This is a genomic window from Paraburkholderia sediminicola, from assembly GCF_046026895.1.
Taxonomy (GTDB): domain Bacteria; phylum Pseudomonadota; class Gammaproteobacteria; order Burkholderiales; family Burkholderiaceae; genus Paraburkholderia; species Paraburkholderia sediminicola_C.
In genome coordinates this window covers 1-19,349 of the sequence record NZ_JAQQEU010000016.1, presented here as the reverse complement: position 1 = coordinate 19,349, position 19,349 = coordinate 1, and the positions used below count along the sequence as shown (strand labels likewise).

At 64.2% G+C, this 19,349-nt stretch carries 16 protein-coding genes and 2 tRNA genes; 10 read left to right on the top strand and 8 right to left on the bottom strand.

Features of this window, described 5'->3' with window-relative positions; genetic code table 11:
• Nucleotides 1-91: 91 nt before the first annotated feature.
• Nucleotides 92-619: a GNAT family N-acetyltransferase gene (locus PQR02_RS13845; RefSeq protein ID WP_408231240.1), complete on the bottom strand. Its 528-nt coding sequence runs from the start codon at nucleotides 617-619 to the stop codon at nucleotides 92-94.
• Between the two features lie 353 nt (nucleotides 620-972).
• Between PQR02_RS13845 and PQR02_RS13840 the strand changes: the two genes are divergently transcribed.
• The 7 genes from PQR02_RS13840 to PQR02_RS13810 all read left to right on the top strand — a co-directional run bounded on the left by PQR02_RS13840 (nucleotide 973) and on the right by PQR02_RS13810 (nucleotide 10,087).
• A complete protein-coding gene (locus tag PQR02_RS13840) occupies nucleotides 973-1,221 on the top strand; it encodes an acyl carrier protein (RefSeq protein ID WP_408231556.1) in 249 nt (82 codons plus the stop codon).
• Nucleotides 1,218-2,495 carry an acyl-CoA dehydrogenase family protein gene (locus PQR02_RS13835; protein WP_408231237.1) on the top strand — a complete coding sequence of 426 codons (1,278 nt, stop codon included), beginning with the start codon at nucleotides 1,218-1,220 and terminating at the stop codon, nucleotides 2,493-2,495. Before PQR02_RS13840 ends, PQR02_RS13835 begins: the two co-directional genes overlap by 4 nt.
• Complete coding sequence (locus PQR02_RS13830) at nucleotides 2,496-3,554, top strand: amino acid--[acyl-carrier-protein] ligase (RefSeq protein ID WP_408231234.1); 1,059 nt, start codon at nucleotides 2,496-2,498, stop codon at nucleotides 3,552-3,554.
• Nucleotides 3,551-4,597: a DUF1839 family protein gene (locus PQR02_RS13825; RefSeq protein ID WP_408231231.1), complete on the top strand. Its 1,047-nt coding sequence runs from the start codon at nucleotides 3,551-3,553 to the stop codon at nucleotides 4,595-4,597. The genes PQR02_RS13830 and PQR02_RS13825 overlap by 4 nt, the downstream gene beginning before the upstream one ends.
• A 51-nt stretch (nucleotides 4,598-4,648) precedes the next feature.
• Nucleotides 4,649-7,300, top strand: a complete 2,652-nt coding sequence (locus PQR02_RS13820; protein ID WP_408231553.1) for a glycoside hydrolase family 2 protein — start codon at nucleotides 4,649-4,651, stop codon at nucleotides 7,298-7,300.
• A gap of 630 nt (nucleotides 7,301-7,930) precedes the next feature.
• The gene (locus PQR02_RS13815; RefSeq protein WP_006048767.1) at nucleotides 7,931-8,665 is read left to right on the top strand and encodes a Crp/Fnr family transcriptional regulator; all 735 of its coding nucleotides are present in this window, start codon (nucleotides 7,931-7,933) and stop codon (nucleotides 8,663-8,665) included.
• 36 nt (nucleotides 8,666-8,701) lie between these two features.
• A complete protein-coding gene (locus PQR02_RS13810; protein ID WP_408231228.1) occupies nucleotides 8,702-10,087 on the top strand; it encodes an undecaprenyl-phosphate glucose phosphotransferase in 1,386 nt (461 codons plus the stop codon).
• 299 nt (nucleotides 10,088-10,386) lie between these two features.
• Here the strand turns inward: PQR02_RS13810 and PQR02_RS13805 are convergent, their stop codons facing one another.
• From PQR02_RS13805 to rnr, 7 genes are all read right to left on the bottom strand, one after another.
• Nucleotides 10,387-10,542 carry a hypothetical protein gene (locus PQR02_RS13805; protein ID WP_408231225.1) on the bottom strand — a complete coding sequence of 52 codons (156 nt, stop codon included), beginning with the start codon at nucleotides 10,540-10,542 and terminating at the stop codon, nucleotides 10,387-10,389.
• 43 nt (nucleotides 10,543-10,585) lie between these two features.
• Nucleotides 10,586-11,011: a helix-turn-helix domain-containing protein gene (locus tag PQR02_RS13800; RefSeq protein WP_408231222.1), complete on the bottom strand. Its 426-nt coding sequence runs from the start codon at nucleotides 11,009-11,011 to the stop codon at nucleotides 10,586-10,588.
• Nucleotides 11,008-11,178, bottom strand: coding sequence for a type II toxin-antitoxin system HigB family toxin (locus PQR02_RS13795; protein WP_408231550.1), 171 nt, complete (start codon nucleotides 11,176-11,178; stop codon nucleotides 11,008-11,010). The genes PQR02_RS13800 and PQR02_RS13795 overlap by 4 nt, the downstream gene beginning before the upstream one ends.
• 353 nt (nucleotides 11,179-11,531) lie before the next feature.
• Nucleotides 11,532-12,776: a glycosyltransferase gene (locus PQR02_RS13790; protein ID WP_408231219.1), complete on the bottom strand. Its 1,245-nt coding sequence runs from the start codon at nucleotides 12,774-12,776 to the stop codon at nucleotides 11,532-11,534.
• Nucleotides 12,777-13,373: 597 nt separating this feature from the next.
• A complete protein-coding gene (gene rpiA / locus PQR02_RS13785) occupies nucleotides 13,374-14,069 on the bottom strand; it encodes a ribose-5-phosphate isomerase RpiA (RefSeq protein ID WP_408231216.1) in 696 nt (231 codons plus the stop codon).
• A 62-nt stretch (nucleotides 14,070-14,131) separates the two neighbouring features.
• Nucleotides 14,132-14,875 carry a 23S rRNA (guanosine(2251)-2'-O)-methyltransferase RlmB gene (gene rlmB, locus PQR02_RS13780; protein WP_408231213.1) on the bottom strand — a complete coding sequence of 248 codons (744 nt, stop codon included), beginning with the start codon at nucleotides 14,873-14,875 and terminating at the stop codon, nucleotides 14,132-14,134.
• Nucleotides 14,876-15,102: 227 nt separating this feature from the next.
• A complete protein-coding gene (gene rnr / locus PQR02_RS13775; RefSeq protein ID WP_408231210.1) occupies nucleotides 15,103-17,604 on the bottom strand; it encodes a ribonuclease R in 2,502 nt (833 codons plus the stop codon).
• A gap of 306 nt (nucleotides 17,605-17,910) precedes the next feature.
• Between rnr and PQR02_RS13770 the strand changes: the two genes are divergently transcribed.
• From PQR02_RS13770 to PQR02_RS13760, 3 genes are all read left to right on the top strand, one after another.
• A tRNA-Leu gene (locus PQR02_RS13770) sits at nucleotides 17,911-17,997 on the top strand.
• Between the two features lie 231 nt (nucleotides 17,998-18,228).
• A tRNA-Leu gene (locus PQR02_RS13765) sits at nucleotides 18,229-18,315 on the top strand.
• A 74-nt stretch (nucleotides 18,316-18,389) separates the two neighbouring features.
• A partial coding sequence (locus PQR02_RS13760) for a tyrosine-type recombinase/integrase (RefSeq protein WP_408231208.1) occupies nucleotides 18,390-19,349 on the top strand: 960 nt, incomplete at its 3' end.

Genomic DNA, 19,349 nt, shown 5'->3' with positions numbered 1-19,349 from the left:
CGTCCCGCGGTCCCCCGCGTGCCCCTTCGTCCCGCCCTTCAGCCGCGGCGCCACGCGGTCCAAGGCTCGTGCGCGATGCTCACGCGCACCGCTACAGCAGCTCGAACGTGTCGACCACGGTCGCGCGCGCACGATGCCGCGAACCGAAGCGCGGCTGGCTCGCGCGAACCTGACGCATGAGGCCGATGAACGGCACACCGTGTTCGAGAAACGGCCCTTCCGTCTTGCGAAAGCCGAACTGCTCGTAGAAGCCGCGCAAGCCGAGCGGCGCGCTCACGCGCACGGCGTGCCCCGGCCAGCGTTGCGCGATCGCCTCCAGCACGCGTTCGACCAGCAGCTCCGCGGTGCCGTCGCCGCGCCGCAACGGACTCGTCAACACCTTGTCGATCGTGATTTCCGGATCTTCCGCGTCGCCGGGTTGCACGCGCGCATAAGCGAGAATCGGCATCGGCCGCGCCATGTCCTCCACCGCGAACACATGCAGCGCGTTTTCATCGCGGCCATCCGCGTCGAGACAGACGTGCGACTGTTCGACCACGAACACCGCGCTGCGCGCCCGCAAGATCACATACAGCTCACGTGCCGAGAGCTGATCGAATTCCAGCGTTTTCCAGTTCATCCAGTTCCCCAGCGATCAATTGAGTTCAACAGGTCCGGCATCGCATGCCGCCCTCTACGGCCTGCTTCAACACACCGGCTTATTGTCATGGCTACACGGTACGTCCGTGAAAAGGTAGCTTCCGTGCGCCATCGCACCGACGCCAGGCTTTCACAATCCTTAAATACTCCCTACCGGTGCACGATGTCGCGAGCCTTTGCACAGAGCAGTTGGATGCCGCAGGCGTGAGGCAGTCCCAGGCATCCAGAGCGTCAACGATGTGGACCGGGCCGATGACGGCAACAAGCCGCACCTGTAGCGGCTCTTCGCCAACACCTCCCGAAGACAGTTGGACAACAAAGGGGCACCACGAAATGAAGAACGAATTACGCCGCATCCTTTCTGAATCTGCCCGTCTGGACGTTGCCCCGGATAGCCTCGCGGACGACGCCGATCTCTACGCTGCGGGCCTGTCGTCGCTCGCAACCGTGCATCTGATGCTGGCCATAGAAGATGAGTTCAACGTAGAAATTCCCGACCGTCTGTTGACGCGACGGCTCTTCTCCAGCATCGATTCGATGGCCGCCGCGATCGTCGAATTGCAGCAGGCGAAAGCAGCATGAACGCGCCGCTGCTCGACGCGGCGGTCCCGCGCAACGCAGCGCCGGCGCAGGACGGCGCCGATGCGGCCGTCCAGTTGACGGCGCTCGCGGCCGAACCCTGCTGGCGTGCGGCGGCGCATCGCTGCACTGCGGTAGCCGCGCAATTCGCCGATGCGGTGGACCGCGACGCGCGCTTTCCCAGCGAGGCATTCGATGCGCTCAAGCGCGAACGTCTGCTGTCAGCCATGGTGCCGGTGGCATTCGGCGGCGCGGGGTTGTCGCTCGCGGAAGTCGGCGCGATCTGCGAGACCCTCGCGCAAGGCTGCGCGTCGACCGCGATGGTGTATGCGATGCATCAGATCCAGGTCGCGTGCATCGACGCGCATGGCAGCGACTCGGCCTGGCACCGGCAGCTGCTCGCGCAGCTGGTCGAGCATCAATGGCTGCTGGCTTCGGCGACCTCGGAGGAAACCATCGGCGGCAACATGCGCACCAGCGCATGCTCGGTCGAACTCGACGGCGCGCGCTTCAGGATCGAGAAGCTCGCGCCGACCATTTCGTACGGCGCGCACGCGGACGGCATTCTGGTCACGGCGCGCCGCACCGCCGAGTCGGCCGCCGCCGACCAGGTGCTGATCGTCGCATTACGTGAGGACACCCAACTGGAAAAGCGCGGCGGCTGGGACGCAATGGGCATGCGCGGCACCTGCAGCGAGGGCTTCCGGCTCGTCGCGACCGGACTCGCCGGGCAGATTCTCGCGATGCCGTTCGCCGAGATCGCCGACCAGACCATGCTGCCGGTTTCACACACGCTGTGGGCTTCGGTGTGGACCGGCATCGCTGCCGACGCGGTGAATCGCGCGAAGGCGTTCTTCCGCGCCCAGGCTCGCGCGAAGCCCGGCACGGTGCCGCCCGCGGGCCTGCGCCTTGCCGAAGCGGTCGGTCTGCTGCAGATGATGCAGGCGCGCCTGTCGGTCGCGCTGGAAGCGGCGCGCATCGCGCACCAGGCCCGCCACGGCGGCGCGCAAGCCGATGCGCCGCTCGCGGCGCAACTCGGCTTCGCGTCCGACATGAACACGCTGAAGACCAGCATCTCGAACACCGCGCTACAGGTCGTTCAGGAGGTACTGATGATCTGCGGCATGGCGGGCTACAAGAACGGCACACCGTACAGCGTCGGCCGCCATTTACGCGACCTGCACTCCGCGCCGCTGATGATCAACAACGACCGCATCGCGCAGAACACCGCGAGCCTGTTGCTCGCGCAGCGCCCTGCCGCCCCGGGGAAAGCCTGAATGAATACCATGACCGATACCGCCGCGGCAGCCTCCGCCAACGCGGCTGCCGAAACCTCAACCGCGCCGGACTTTCGCGACGACCTGCTGGCCGCCGGCCTGCTGATCGATACCGGCGAAAACGGCCTGTATGGCCGCAGCCAGATTTTCGAAGACGTGGTGGACCGCTTGAACGTGGCCATCACGCACCTGGGTGCGGACCAGCAGCCGGAAGTGCTGCGCTTCCCGCCGGCCATGCGCCGCACCGACTTCGAGGACAGCGAATATCTGAAGAGCTTTCCGAATCTGGCAGGCACGATCCACTCGTTCTGCGGCAACGACATGGGCCACCAGCGCCTGTTGCGTGCGCTCGACGATGCGACGAGCGAGAGCGACGGCGAGCGCAGCGACGCATGGATGGCGCAGCAGAAGCCCACGCGCGTGGTGCTGACGCCCGCCGCCTGCTATCCGATCTATCCGGTGATCGCACGGCGCGGCGCGCTGCCCGCCGACGGCCGCACGATCGACGTGCTGTCGTACTGCTTCCGTCACGAGCCCTCGCTCGATCCGGGCCGCATGCAGATGTTCCGGCAGCGCGAATACGTGCGCCTCGGCAACGCCGAACAGGTGATGGCATTCCGGCAGATGTGGATCGAACGCGGCTCGCTGCTGGTGACGCTGCTGCAATTGCCGGTCGACGTGGACCTCGCCAACGACCCGTTCTTCGGGCGCGGCGGCAAGATCATCGCCGATAGCCAGCGTGCCCAGGCGCTCAAGTTCGAGCTGCTGATTCCGGTCGCGGACCCGCGCGGCAAGACCGCCTGCCTGTCGTTCAACTATCACATGGAGCACTTCGGCGCGATCTGGAAGATCGCCTGCGCAGACGGCTCGGTCGCGCATACCGGGTGTGTCGGCTTCGGCATGGAGCGCATCACGCTCGCGCTGTTCCGTCATCACGGGCTCGACGTGAACCGCTGGCCGGACGACGTGCGCGCGCTGCTGTGGGGCGACACCGAGGCGCGCGTCGCGCATGGGCTACAGGACATGCACGCGGCGCAACGCACGGGAGCCGGCGCATGAGTTCCCCTCTGACGACAGCGCTCCCCGGCACGTCTGAAGCCTTGCCGCCGCACACCGGCCTGTCCGCTCGCAGCACGGCGGGCGCGGGTCTGCGCGAGCACGCGCCGCACGCGCTGCATCAGGGCGAGCGTGTGTGGCAGGAGACCAACTGCTACGTCGATCTGTGGATCGAACTGCTGCACGGCTTCGGGCTCGATCCGCGCGCCGCGCTCGCCTTCACCGTCACGCAGGATTTCGAGGGCGACCAGTTCACGTTCTTCAAGTTTCCGCTCGAAGACCTCGAACGGCTGTACGGCACGCAAGTGCAGGAACTGGCTATCTACGATTCGCTCGAGGCCCGCGTGCTTGCGCAGACTTTGCGCGGCCACACCGTGCTGGTCGAAGTGGACGGCTATTACTTGCCGAATACGCGCGCCACATCGTATCGCCGCGAACATCCGAAAACCACGGTCGGCATCGACTTCATCGATCCTGCCTCGCGCCGCCTCGGCTATTTTCACAACACCGGCTATCACCGGCTCGACGGCGAGGACTACGACGGCGTGTTCCGCAAGCTTCCGCAGTTCGCGCAGCAACCGGACCTGCTATTCCCGTACGTGGAATTCGCCAAGCAGACGCGGCCCGCGCTCGAGGGCGCCGCGCTCGCGGATGCGTCGGCGGAATTGCTGGGCGCGCATTTGCTGCGCCGCCCACTGCGCAATCCGGTTTCGCAGTGGCGTGCCGTGTTTCCCGCGCATCTCGACTTGCTGCTTGAACGCGGTGAAGCGTTCTTCCATCCGTATTCGTTCAACCTGATGCGTCAGCTCGGCGCGAACTTCGAGTTTCTGTCGAAGTATCTGCTGTGGCTGTCGGCCCAGGGCTTCGAGATTCCGCGGTCGATTCCGGAGGCGGCGCAGCGCATCGCGGCGGAGTCGATGGTGATGCAGTTCCGCCTCGTGCGGGCCATCGCGCGCGGCCGGCGCGACGCCTGTGAAGATTGCTTCGATGTACTGGAAAGTGCTTATGAAAAGACACTGCCGCCGCTCGCCGCGCTGGTGCGGTGACGCCCGTCTCGTGCAGCGTCCGCAATCCGGGAGTTCGCCGTGGATGCACTGATGCTCGAGCCGGCGGCTGATGAGAGTGGCGACGGCCGTGGCCCGCTCGCAGCGGCAACGCTCGCCGGTCAAGACCTGCCTGTCGCGCAGGCAGACGAGAGGGGCGTCAGTGTCGCCAGCGTCGACAGCACGCATGATTCGCTTTGGCCGCAGCGGCTCGACTCGGGTTGGCAATGCCTGAGCACGCCAGCGGGCGCCTGCGAGTCGCCAGTGGATTTGCCGGCTGATGGCTGGCTCGAAGCCCAGGTCCCCGGCACCGTGGCCGGCGCGCGCCGCGCGGCGGGCCTGTTCGACAGCAACGATCCGCCGCCGCTCGCGTTCGACGATCACTGGTATCGCGTCACGCTCACCGGAACGGGCAAACGCCGTTTGCGTCTGCACGGGCTCGCCACGCTCTCCGAAGTGTGGCTCGACGGCGTCAGACAGCTCGAATCCGATTCGATGTTCATCGCACATGATCTGGATATCGAACTGAATGGCACCACGACGCTCGCACTCTGCTTTCGCTCGTTGACGCCAGCGTTGGCGCAGAAGCGCTCGCGTGCGCGCTGGCGCCCACGGCTCGTGTCGCCGCCCACGTTGCGCAACGTGCGCACCACCCTGCTCGGCCATATGCCCGGCTGGTGTCCATCGATCCAGGCTGCCGGCCCCTGGCGTCCGGTCGAACTGCTGGGCACCGCGCCGCACGCATTCGACTCGATTGATCTGACGAGTCGCATCGAAGACGACGACGGCGTTGTTGCGCTGACGTTACGTTTCGTTAATCCGCACGATGCCGCCACCTGCCGCGCAACGTTGAAATGCGGCGCCTCTGTCTCGTCATTGCAATGGAGCGATGCCTATACACTGCGCGGCAGTGTGCGCGTAACGCATGCAGAGCGCTGGTGGCCGCACACGCACGGGGCGCCCACCTTATATCCTCTGACGTTGCAATTCGATGACGGCCGCGCAACGAGTCACGCGCTGGGATCGATCGGCTTTCGCAGCATCGAGGTGGAGCGCGGCGCCGACGGCGCCGGCTTCGCTTTACGCGTGAACGGCGTGCCGGTGTTCTGTCGCGGCGCGTGTTGGACCAGCGCGGACCTCGTCACGCTCGCCGGCACCGACGCGCAATTGCGGCATACGTTTGCGCTGGCTCGCGACGCGGGCATGAACATGCTGCGCGTGGGCGGCACGATGGTGTACGAGTCCGATGCCTTTTACGCGCTCGCCGACGAATACGGCATGCTCGTCTGGCAAGACTTCGCGCTGGCGAATTTCGACTACCCGAACGACGCGGCTTTCAAAGCGTCGATCGAGCGCGAAGCCACCCAGTTTCTGATCCGCACGCGGCGCTTCGCCGCGCTCGCGGTGCTGTGCGGCGGCAGCGAAGCCGACCAGCAGGCCGCGATGTTCGGTCTGCCGCCTTCACGGCGCGCGCAGGCTGTGTTCACGGAACACCTGCCCGCGATCGTCGCGCGCGAACGGCCCGACCTGGCGTATATCGGCAACTCGCCATCAGGGGGCCCGTGGCCGTTTTCGACTAACGAAGGCATCACGCACTACTATGGCGTGGGCGCGTATCAGCGCCCGCTCGACGACGTGCGCCGCGCGCAGGTGCGCTTCGCCGCCGAATGCCTCGCGTTCGCCAACGTGCCCGACGACGCGACCTTGCACGACGCGCTCGGCACGCTGAATTCGCACGATCCGCGCTGGAAGGCGGCCGTGCCGCGCGACCTTGGCGCGGGCTGGGATTTCGACGACGTGCGCGACCACTATCTGCGCACCCGCTACGGCGTCGACGCCGCACGGTTGCGCTACGAAGACACCGAGCGTTATCTGGATCTGTCGCGCGCGGTGGTGGCCGAACTGATGAGCGACGTGTTCGCCGAGTGGCGGCGCGCGGATTCGAACTGCGGCGGCGCGCTCGTGTGGCAGTTGCAGGATCTGCGGGCCGGCGCGGGATGGGGCGTGATCGACGCGACAGGAAGGCCTAAAAGCGCACTGCACGGCCTCTCGCAAACGTTGCAGCCCGTGCAGGTGGTCATGACCGACGAAGGGCTCAACGGCCTCGACATTCATCTGATCAACGAGCGCCCGCAAACGTTTAGCGCGCAGCTCGAACTGATCTGTCTGCGCGATGGCAACGTGCGGGTCGCGTCCGCGAACTGCCCGGTCGAGTTGCAGCCGCACAGCGCGCAACGCCTCAGTGCGGCCGTCTGCCTAGGCCAGTTCTTCGACTTCACGCACGCTTATCGTTTCGGCCCGCGCGCACACGAGGTCACGATTGCAACACTGCGCGACGCGGCGAGCGGCCAGATCGTGTCGGAAACGTTTCACCTGCCCGAGCGGCGCGTGCACGAGCGGCGCGATCTCGGCCTGACGGTGGCCGTCGAGCAAACGCGTGAAGGCTGGCAGCTCGTCATCGAAGCCCAGCGTTTTGCGCGTTTCGTTCATATCATTGACCCGCACTACCGGGCCGCGCACGACTGGTTCCACCTCGCGCCGAACCGCCCTCGCGTCGTGCCGCTGATCGCAGCGACGCCGTTCGCGCCGCAGCAACGAATCGTTGCGCGCACAGCCAGGTCCGCATTTAAAGATGATGCAACATGCCCGACACCCGCGGGCGAAGTGCGCGCGATCAATGCGATATCCGCCACCTTCTACCGCTGAATGTCCCGCTGAGCTAGGCACTCCTTCGCAAGCCGCGAAAAACCTCGCGCCGTGCGCGTGCAGGTGTCTGGTTCGAAGCATCACTGTTGGTTCCTGCGCGACTCCCGCCTCGTGGCAAAGGCGAACCGTACGGCAGCGAACGTAGGGCATTGAACACTTCTGAATCAATTCCGGCACATCCCGGACATCGCATTGCGACGAGCATGGAAGGGCTCTTGCAACCCTCAGACAACTGCACGCGAATCCCCTTCATCAGCCGCAAAGCCAATGCCGTCAAAGCCTGGCGTCGTTTTGGACCGGGCCGCGAAACGCGGACTTGCCAGCCAGGCGTTGTGCAGAATTGAAACAAAAAGACACCTTTGCCTTCGCACAATGAGGGGGCCCGATTCGCTGCGCCGCACCAGTGCTTGCTTTGCGTGCCATTGGCACGCTCCTCGCTATTATCCTTGCGCAACACGGCGTCGCCTCATCGAAGCTTCAGAAGAATGGCGTGACGCGCCAAGGCCAATACGGGGCCGGTCCTGTTCATCCTCCGCTGCTCGACGAGCAGCATGTCGTTCATAAACGGATACAGGCATCGGATCAAAAACAGAAAGTCGCCAAACCGCGCCTTTCACGCGAGGACCGATCATGTTGACACTTCAATCAGATCTGCACGGAAACCATTTGCTCGGCGCATTGCCGTCGCACGAATGGCAAGCGCTAGCTCCCCACCTCGAACTGGTTCATCTGCGCACCGAGCAGTTGCTGTGCGACTCCGGCCAACGTATTCACCACGTGTACTTCCCGACCACTGCGATCATCTCGATGCTCTCGACGATGGAAGACGGCAGCTCGGTCGAAATCGCCGCGGTCGGCCGCGAAGGCATGACCGGCGTGCCGGTGCTCACCGGCGGCGAAACCATGCCGAACCGCGTGCAGGTGCAATGCGCCGGCTTCGCGTACCGGATGAGCGCACAGGCGCTCAAACAGCAATTCGCCCGCTCGGATTTCCTGCGCCGCCTGATGCTCCTGTATATGCACGCCCTGCTCACGCAAGTCGCGCAAACAGCGGCCTGCAATCGTCACCATGCGCTGAACAAGCAACTGTGCCGCTGGCTGCTGATCGAAGTGGATCGCGTCGCGTCGAATGATCTGACGGTAACCCAGCAACTGATCGCGGACATGCTCGGCGTGCGCCGCGAAGGCATTACCGAAGCCGCGGGCAAGCTGCACGACGAAGGCCTGATCCACCACAGCCGCGGCCACATCAAGGTGCTCGACCGCAAGGGCCTCGAAGCGCGCGCGTGCGAATGCTACGGCCTCGTCAAGCGTGAATTCGACCGTCTGCTGCCGCGCCTGCGCCAAGCCGAAACCGTCGAATAAGCGCCGCACCGTTCGACTACTGGATAAATGCCATCTATGTTCAGGAATACTGCGCGATGCCTCGACGCATTCTTCGTGATTGCGGGAGGCCTGATTGCTCACTGGCTGCGCTACTCCACGCCAATCGCGTTGTCGGACACCCAGCGGCTTCTGATCGCCTTTAACTGCGTGCTCGTGCTGCTGCTGTTTCCGGGCTTCGGCGTGTACGAAACGTGGCGCGGCAAGGCATTGGCGCCGGTGTTGGCGAGAATCGCCGCTGCGTGGATGGTGGTGGTCGCCACCGGCCTCGTGCTGGCGTTCACGTTGCACCGGATGGATGCGGTGTCGCGTCTGTGGTTCGGCTATTCCACGCTGATCTCCGGCGCGCTGATCATCGTCGCCCGGTGCGCGATGCACGTCGTGCTGCGCAGCGTGCGAAGTCGCGGAATGAATATGCGCACGGTCGCGATTGTCGGAGCGCCCGGGTTTTCGCGCACGCTCCTCGCGCACCTGGAACATGCGCCGCAAGCCGGCTTCAAACCGGTCTGCGTGTTCGACACCAGCGTCGAAGGCGCCGGCGCGTATGGCCCGCGTCTTAGCCGCCTGCCGGTGCTGACCGATCTGAGTGCGTTCGCCGACAAGGTGCGCAACGAGCACGTGAACGAAGTGTGGCTCGCACTGCCGCTTTCCGAAGAACACACGCTCTATCGCTTCGCGCGCACCTTCAGACACGACTTCGTGAACCTGCGCTTCATTCCCGATGTGCGCAGCCTGTCGCTGTTCAACCACGCGCTGGTGGACGTGGTCGGTTTGCCCACGCTGAATCTGAGCGCGACGCCCCTCTCGCCGCCGCAGATGTGGCCCAAGCTGATGTTCGACCGCCTGTTCGCGGCGCTCGCGCTGCTCGCGCTCGCACCGGTGTTCATCGTGCTCGCGGTCGGCATCAAGCTCGGCTCGCCGGGGCCAGTGTTCTTTCGCCAGACTCGCAAGGGCGTCGACGGCCAGCCGTTCGCAATCTACAAGTTCCGCTCGATGACCGTGCATCACGAAGCGCACGGCCAGATCACTCAGGCCACCCGCAACGACGCGCGCGTGACGAAGCTCGGCGCCTTCATGCGCCGCACGAGCCTCGACGAGCTGCCGCAGTTCCTCAACGTGCTGCTCGGGCAGATGTCGGTGGTCGGCCCGCGTCCCCACGCGATCGAACACGACGATCTCTACAAGGACCAGGTGTACGGCTACATGCACCGCTACCGGATCAAGCCCGGCATCACCGGCTGGGCCCAGGTGAACGGCTATCGCGGCGCCACCACCAAGGTCGAGAAGATGGAAGCGCGGGTCAAGTTCGACCTGTTCTACATCGACAACTGGTCGTTCTGGTTCGATATGAAAATCGTGTTCATCACGATCTTCAAAGGCTTTGTCGGGCGCAATGCATTCTGATCACGCGGCGCCGCGTGCGGCACCCGCGCGCAGACTCATTGCGTGACGGCCTTCCGCGTGGACGTCCAACGGCGCAGCGGGACTTTGATTGACGATCCGTCGCTGCTGGTGGAGCACTTCTGTGCCCAACGCGCACACGAAGACCCACGTCTCATCTTCGACGGCGCCGCTTTCCATAACCCGTCGTTCGATCTTTTGCTCATCACGTGCGAATAGCTGGGACCGGCCGGCTGATGGGCGTTCGCCGCTTATTCGACATTGATCGGAGATCGCGCGGGCCAAGAGGCCTGCGCGCATTTTCATTCGCGTTCGAGCGTGGCCCCTTCCTGTTTGAATTTTCGATCGACCCACAACTGAAACAGCGCCAGATACAGAAGCGCCGGCTGCCAACGGCTGAACTGCAGGCCGCCGGCGCCGGCGCGGATGAAACGGTCAAAAAGTGCGTTAAAGCTCATCGTGCCGTGCAGAGCACGGCACGATGCGGGCGCGGCGAGCCTCTCACAGAAAGGCGCTGACGTCGATATGAAAACGCGAGGCTAGCGCTTTCGCCACCTTCTTGCTGATCGCGCGGCGCCCCGCAAGAATGTCGCTCACCACGGTGGGCGACGCGATACCTATCAGGTCTTTCTGCTTGAGCCCGTGCGTCTCCAGCAGATGGCGCAAGACTTCGCGCGGCTCCGCTTTCGGAATCGTCACGCTGTGCGCTTCCCATCGCCCGATCAGGTCCGTGACGATCGCGTGCAGATCGGCAAGCGGATCCTCCCCGTTACCACGACTCAGATGATCGGAGAGCGTGTTGGCTACCCGCACCATCTGCTGGTAATCCTCTTCGTTACGAATGGGTGTGATCGGCAACTGGCTTCGCAGCATGGCCCAGGTTTGAGCAACATCGGGAAAGGGTCCCGGAAGGCGATCGGCGTTCATGAGATTAGATTCTTCCTCGTCCAAAGGTCGTACTCCGCATGCGTCAATTCACGACGAACGAATAACGACTGCCTGTTGCAGTGAATCGCCGCGACGAGCCAGGACCGCGGGCCGCGCACATCGAAAGCCGTGTATTGAAGCGGCACGTAGTCCCCGCCGGCGAACATCTGCTTCAGGTCGTTATAGCGATACGCGAGGCAAGCCTGCGCCAGTGAGCGCCACGCAAATTGCCCACTGTGCACGCCCCGATGTCTTTTATGAAACCCAGCAACGCGTTTTTGAGGTGACCCGCTTCGTCCTTGTTCGCCCGTGCCCGCGCTTCGAACTTGCGCGCGCCACCTGCGAGGCCAAACGCAGCGGATCGACAGCGACAGCCGGCCGGACGCCTACACCCGAACGGCTCGTTACACCTACTGCGATACGACGAAAAGCTTTCCTGCTCGCGCCTTCAGCAACTCACAATGAGACGGTCAACCGGATGATCCGCCCTCTGCATCAAAGGACCGACCACCACGTCAGCTCAAAAGTCCGACGCACCCGGCGTGAACGCATCGGCGCCCCCTGCTGCTTCTGGATGCCGGTTCGCGCGCTCGCCCGACATGTCGGGTTGCCGGACCACGCCGCTCCGTTGCCCTGCCTCCACCGGTTGACGCACGCCCGCCGCCGCGATCGTCCGCGTGACCTCGGCCATGAAAGCGCGCCGGAAGACCGCGGGCGAAAACCGTTCGGCGTTTGCGCGGCAGGCCGCCGGGCTGATATGCCCGCGCAGCCGTTCGAAGCGGGCGATCGCGCCCAGCATCGACACGACCGTTTGGGCTCCGAAATATACGCCGGTGGCGCGCGCCTCGCCGACCGGCACCATCGTTTCGAGCGCACTGCCCTTGCCGAGCGCAATGACCGGCGTGCCACAGGCCTGCGCCTCGAGCGGGACGATGCCGAAGTCTTCTTCTGCGCATACGAAAGCCCGCGCGCGTTGCAGATAGCCCTTCAAGACTTCGAAGGGCTGATTGCCGAGCATCGTCACATTCGGGCCCGCTTTGGCGCGAAGCGCGGCCATCTGCGGCCCGTCGCCGATCACGACCAGTTGGCGATGCGGCGTCGCGTTGAACGCCTCGACGATCAGATCGACGCGTTTGTGCGGCACCATCCGCGCTACCGTCAGATAGAAGTCGTCCTTGTGCGTGCGCAACTCGAAGCGATGCACGTCGACCGGCGGCGGAATCACCGCGGCATCGCGCCCGTACGTTTTCATCAGACGTCGCGCGCCGAAGTGCGAATTCGCAATCAGGCGATCGACGCCATTTGCCGATTGCGCATCCCAGCCGCGCAGATAGTGGAACATCGCGCGCGCCGCCCACGACTTCGGTCCGCGCGTCAGATTCGCTGCGCGCAGAGACTCGTGTTGCTGATCCCACGCGCAGCGCAGCGGCGCATGCACGTAACTCACGTGCGTCTTTCCCGGTCCCACCAGCACACCCTTGGCGACCGCCGAAGAACTCGAGATGATGAGGTTGTAATCGGACAAATCGAACTGTCTGACGGCGAGCGGCATCAACGGCAGATACGCGCGATAACGGCGCCGCGCAAACGGCAGACTCTGGATGAACGACGTCGTGACAGGCCGGCCGCCGAGCAGCTTGCGGTCTTCGAGAAAATCGACGAGGCTGAAGAGGTCCGCCTCGGGAAAGCATTCGATGATCTGCGCGAGCACCTTCTCCGCACCGCCAGGTGCGTCGAGCCAGTCGTGCACGATCGCCACTCTCATGATCTCCCCGCCTGTCGGAAACGCCTGTTGGGCTCAACAACGAGTGTATGTGCCACATTCAATGCCGTGCGTGCGCGTGCCCACATTCGACATGCGACAGTGCGCTAATAATTGGGGCCTTTCGCTCGCCCGCTAGAAGCGGCGCCTGGACGCTTCGCGTGGCTGCATGCCTGACGATCGCAGCGCTGGGCACGGCGCGTCGCTGATTGCGCGCGCGCCACGACCTGTCGGAACTGCGCGCGCGCATGGATGAGTGCAATGCGTGTGCTTTGCCCAGGTCGATGGAAGCCGGGCCGTGGGGGTCGGTGATCGTCAGGGGAATATATGTCGGCTGAGTGCCGGAGATGTCGCTGCGTCAGTTGACGCGCTCTGCAGGTTGCATGCCGATCCGGCGCGGCGTCTTTACGCGGCAGGCGGCGCTGCCGAACCATGCGTAACCAGAGTCTGTTCCGGTGGCTAAGTATTTACAGCGGATGGCGCAGGCAATCCACCACGCCACGCATCAACTCAATCGATACGACACGAAGCGGCCCATGCAAACGAAGCGCGCGTAAGCCCGCTGACCGCGGACTCACGCGCAGCTTCAACGCAGACCCATCAACCCTTGCTGTACTCGATCGTTTCGACGCCCGAGTCCGTGCCGAGCAGGCACAGGTTCGCACCACGGCCCGCGAACAGGCCGACCGTGACCACGCCCGGCCATGCGTTGATGTGCATTTCGAGCGTGCGCGGATCGCTGATACGCAGACCCTTGACGTCGATGATTTCGTTGCCGTTGTCGGTCATGAACGGCGAGCCCTCTTTGGTCACGCGCACCACCGGCACACCGCCGAGCGCGGTGACGCGGCGGCCGATCGCGGTGCGCGCCATCGGCACCACTTCGATCGGCAGCGGGAAGTTGCCGAGCGTGTCGACCAGCTTGCTCGCGTCCGCGATGCAGACGAACACGTCCGACACCGACGCGACGATTTTCTCGCGCGTCAGCGCGCCGCCGCCGCCCTTGATCATCGCGCCGCTGCGGTCGATCTCGTCGGCGCCGTCCACGTACACCGGCAGCGAATCGATTTCGTTCAGGTCGAACACCTTGATGCCGTGCGATTGCAAACGCGCGGTGGTGGCGAGCGAACTCGACACCGCGCCGCGATAGCGCGCCTTGTTGGCGGCCAGCGCGTCGATGAAGCAGTTCGCGGTGGAGCCGGTGCCGACGCCGATCACCGCGCCCTGGGGCACGTTGGCGTTCACGTAGTCGGCGGCGGCCTGGCCGACCAGTTGTTTGAGTTCGTCTTGAGTCATGGGGAAGCTGGCAATCAGTAAAAACAGCTAGTTTACCGGAGTGGCATGCGAGCGCCGGGCGATTACTTCTTGACCGACCGCTGCCGCACCGCTTCGAACAGGCACACGCCGCTCGCCACCGACACGTTCAGGCTCTCGACCGTGCCCGCCATCGGAATCTGCATGACGACATCGCAAGTCTCTCGCGTGAGACGGCGCATGCCCTCGCCTTCGGCGCCCATCACGAGCGCCACCGGGCCGTCGAGCTCGGTGTCGTAGAGGCTCTTGGTGGCTTCGCCAGCGGTGCCGACGACCCACACGCCGGCGTCCTTCAACTCGCGCAGCGCCCGCGCCAGATTCGTGACCGTGATGTACGGCACGGTGTCGGCCGCGCCGCTCGCCACCTTCGCGGCGGTCGCGTTCAACCCCACCGCGCGATCGCGCGGGGCGATCACCGCGTGCGCGCCGGCGGCATCGGCCACGCGCAGGCAGGCACCGAGATTGTGGGGATCGGTGACGCCGTCGAGCACCAGGATCAGCGGCGAACCGTTGATCCCGTCGAGCAGTTCGGCCAGGTTCTGCGCCAGCGGCAGATCGCCCGCGCGAGCCACCACGCCCTGGTGACGCTCGGTGTGCGCGAGACCCCACAGGCGCGTTTCGTCGGCGGCGATCAGGCGCACGCCGGCTTCTTTCGCCGCGTGCAGGAATTCGGTCATGCGCCGGTCTTTGCGCGTCGCGTCGTAATAGACATCTTCGACCGTCGACGCATCATGCCGGATACGCGCGGTCACTGCGTGGAAACCATATAAAACCTTGAGACGTGCCATGACTGAACAACCTTTGATTGAGCGCGCGTTCAACGCGCGCTGCTGTGATGAATGCGAGCCTGAGTGCTTCGCTTGAATCGTTATGCCTGAATACTTCTAGCTGCCTGCCGCGCCCGCGTAGACGAGTGCGCACATCCATGCGGGCGTGGCTGCGATAAAACGCAGACCGCGCGCAACCGGCACGTGGGAACGTACCCGATGCGCGCGGTTCAGGCGGTGAAACCGCTTCAGCGCTTCTTGTGTGAGGTCGCCTTCGGCGCCGGCTTGGCCGAGGCGCCGTGCTTCTTCGCTGCGCCACGCGCAGCGCGCGCTTCCTTGACCGCCGCGCTTTGCGCGGGCGCGGCCCTCTTGCGCCGCGCGCCCGGCGCCGCCGCGCCACCTTCGATCGGTGGCAACGCGCGCACGCGCGCGCCGCCGCCGCCTTCACTCGAACCCTTGTCGGCCAGCGAGCCGCGCGCGGGCGGCTTGATCGGCGTATCGCGCACGAGCCGGAAGTCGATCTTGCGCGCGTCGAGATCGACGCGGCTCACCTGCACACGCACGCGATCCGACAGGCGATAGCGAATGCCGGTGCGCTCGCCGCGCAACTCGTTCTTGATCTCGTCGTACTGGAAGTAGTCGGAGCCGAGTTCGGTGACGTGCACGAGGCCTTCGATGAAGAGCGAATCGAGCTGCACGAAAATGCCGAACGACGTAACGCCGTTCACCATGCCGCCATACTCTTCGCCGAGCTTGTCGCGCATGAAGTAGCACTTCAGCCAGGCTTCGACGTCACGCGACGCTTCGTCCGCGCGGCGCTCGTTGGCCGAGCAGTGCAGCCCCAGCTCTTCCCAGATCGCAACATTGTTGCCGCGCTGGCGGCCGCGTTTTTCGTCGTCGGCCTGCTGCATGGCGCGGGCGCGCGGCGACAGCGCCGTATTCAGCACGACGCCTTGCGGCGGCTCAGGCTGATACTTGCGGCCCTGCAGGATCGCGTAGATCGCGCGATGTGTGAGCAGGTCGGGATAGCGGCGGATCGGGCTCGTGAAGTGCGCATACGCCTCATACGCGAGACCGAAGTGGCCGATGTTGTCCGGGCTGTAGACCGCCTGCTGCATCGAGCGCAGCAGCATGGTTTGCAGCATCTGCGCATCGGGCCGCTCGCGGATCTGCGCCATCAGCGCGGCGTAGTCGCTCGCGTGCGGCGTGTCGCCGCCGGCAAGCGTGAGGCCCATGCCGCGCAGGAACGTGCGCAGATTCTCGAGCTTCTCCGCGGTCGGCCCGGCGTGCACGCGGAACAGGCCCGGATGCTTGTTGCGTTTGAGGAAATCGGCCGCGCAGACGTTCGCGGCCAGCATGCATTCCTCGATCAGCTTGTGCGCGTCGTTGCGGGTGCGCGGCACGATCTGTTCGATCTTGCCCTGCGCGTTGCAGACGATGTAGGTCTCGGTCGTATCGAAGTCGATCGCGCCGCGCTTCTGGCGCGCCGCGAACAGCGACTTGTACACGCCGTACAGATTCTGCAATTGCGGCAGCAGCGCGGCGCGCCGCGTGGCCTCCGGGCCCTTGGTGTTTTTCAGCACCGCGGCGACTTCCGTGTAGGTCAGCCGCGCGGCCGAGTGCATCACGCCGGGATAGAACTGATACGCCTTCACTTCGCCGCGCGCGGTAACGACCATGTCGCACACCAGCACGCAACGGTCGACCTGCGGATTCAGCGAGCACAGGCCGTTGGACAGCTTCTCCGGCAGCATCGGAATCACGCGGCGCGGAAAATACACCGAGGTGCTGCGCTCGAGCGCGTCGGCGTCGAGCCCGCCCTTCGGATGCACGTAGTGCGACACGTCCGCGATCGCGACGATCAGCCGGAAGCCCTCGCCGCGGCCGACCTGGACCGGCTCGCAGTACACCGCGTCGTCGAAGTCGCGCGCATCTTCGCCGTCGATCGTGACGAGCGGCACGTCGCGCAGATCGATGCGGTGACGCGCGTCGACCGGACGGACTTCGTCGGGCAGCTTGGCGGCTTCGTCGAGCGCGTCCTGGCTGAACTCGTGCGGCACGCCGTATTTGCGCACCGCAATTTCGATTTCCATGCCGGGGTCGTCGATATCGCCGAGCACTTCCACCACGCGGCCGAGCGGCTGCGAATGACGGCTCGGGAAATCGGTCAGCTCGACCACCACCACCTGGCCGACCTTGGCCTTCTTGATGTTCTGCGTGATCAGGATGTCGTGGCCGATGCGCTTGTCTTCGGGCGCGACGATCAGCGCGCCGTTTTCATTGAGCAGGCGGCCGATCACGCGCTTGTTGGCGCGATCCGTGACTTCGACGACATGCCCTTCCGGACGGCCGCGCCGGTCATAACCGACGATGCGCGCGAGCACGCGATCGTTGTGCATGACCTTCTGCATCTCGGCGGTGGGCAGGAACAGATCGTCCTGGCCGTCGTCGCGAATCAGGAAGCCGTAGCCGTCGCGATGGCCTTGCACACGGCCCGCGACAAAGTTCGACGGATGCGTCAGCTGATAGAGATTGCGCTGATCGAGCCGGATCTGGCCGTCGCGCTCCATCGCGCCTAAGCGCTTGAAAAATCCTTCGCGCTCCTGGCGCTTGATCGACAGGGCTTCGGCGATGTCGTTCGCGGCAAGCGGCGCTTCACTCGTGCGCAGGACGCCCAGAATTTCTTCGCGGCTTGGAATCGGATACGGAAATTTGCTCAAGGGCTTGTCGATGATTTTTTCTCGTTGCATGGACGTCGGTCGGCGTTGTGGCTCGGCTTGGAATGCGTTTGCGCTGCGCTTGAGTTGCACTTGCGGCTGCACTGGAAAAACAGCTCGGGTCCGGCTCGTTCAAGGCTGAGTCGACGGGCGTGTGTGCACCGTGCCAACGAACTACTGCGAGGCATTCTAACACCCCGTCTTGCGCGCCACGCGGCCCGTCAATAGTCGCGGGAAGGCGCGCGCGGGCGTGTCGGCGCGATGATCAAGCAAGTTTGGAGAAACGCTTGACAGGCCTCAATCTGTCGCTATAATAGCGGTCTTTGCTGTTCATCACCTGCCCAGGTGGCGAAATTGGTAGACGCACTAGGTTCAGGTCCTAGCGGTGGCAACACTGTGGAGGTTCGAGTCCTCTCTTGGGCACCAGATTCAAAATTGAAGCCGCCTGCGGGCGGCTTCAATTTTTGTGGAAGCTACGCGGTCGGATTCACGCGTTGGTGCGACCGGTTTGCGTAGTCGGCAGGACGGTAGTTGAGTAGTAAAAGCAGCGCTTTTCTGCACAACTTAACCGAGCGGTTTGATACAGCGAAGTTTGTTTGAAGTAGGGATTGACACGCTGCATCAGCTCGCTAAAATAGTGGTCTAGCTTGAAGACGTGCCCAGGTGGCGGAATTGGTAGACGCACTAGGTTCAGGTCCTAGCGGTGGCAACACCGTGGAGGTTCGAGTCCTCTCCTGGGCACCACAAGGCTGTTTAGCGTAGTACAGAGAAGTCCAGAAGACCCCGTAAATTATTGAATTTGCGGGGTTTTTTGTTTATTGCCGTCCAAGCCTGAACACGGCAAGCCACGTGCAGATGAGTACGTTTTTGAGTACATTGAAAGTTCGAGATCACGCAATGTACTGGGCAACAAGTTCTGGCATTTCCGCTATCGCCTGCCCGGCAAGCAACCGCGTATCTCATTGGGGCGCTACCCCGACATCACGCTTCAGAAAGCGAGGCAGCAGGCAGCGGCATACCGGACGCTCGTCGCCGACGGCGCCGATCCGCGCGCGAAACGACGGATAGACCGGCGGCGGGCTGATACCAGCGACGACGGCACGTTCAGGGCCGCCGCTGAACTCTGGTACAAGAGCAAACAGGATGCGGGTCGGTCCGCCTCAACGCTGAACAAGATTCGGACGTACCTCGACAAGGACATCCTGCCCGAGTTCAGTTCGATCAAGCTGGTAAACATCACGCGCGCAGACTGCGCCCGCATCCAGGAACGCTTCGAAAAGCGCGACGCTCTCAACGTATCGAAGAAGGCCCGCCGCTGGTTACGCGAAATCTTCAGTCAGGCCATTGCGCGCGGCAAGTGCGAGTTCAATCCCGCGTCCGAACTCACGGTCATCGCGAAACCCGCCAGGAAGCCGAAGCCCTACCCTCATCTCCTCGAACCAGAACTGCCCGATTTCCTGCGTGCGCTCGATAAATCAACGAGTCGCCTCATCGCATACGTCGCTGCCTGGATGACCATCTGGACTGCGAGCCGGCCGGGCATGGTCAGATATGCCGAATGGACCGAGGTCGATCTCGACGGCGCCCCGTGGACGATCTCCGCCGAAAAGATGAAGATGCGGCGCAGCCACGTCACGCCGCTTCCGTCACAACTCGTCAAGGCGCTCAGAGAGCTCAAAGAGCTGACTGGCCGTCACAAGTACGTTTTTCCCGGCATCGGCACGAAGCACGAGATCATGAGCGAAAACACCATCAACCTCGTCTTTTCGAAGATTGGC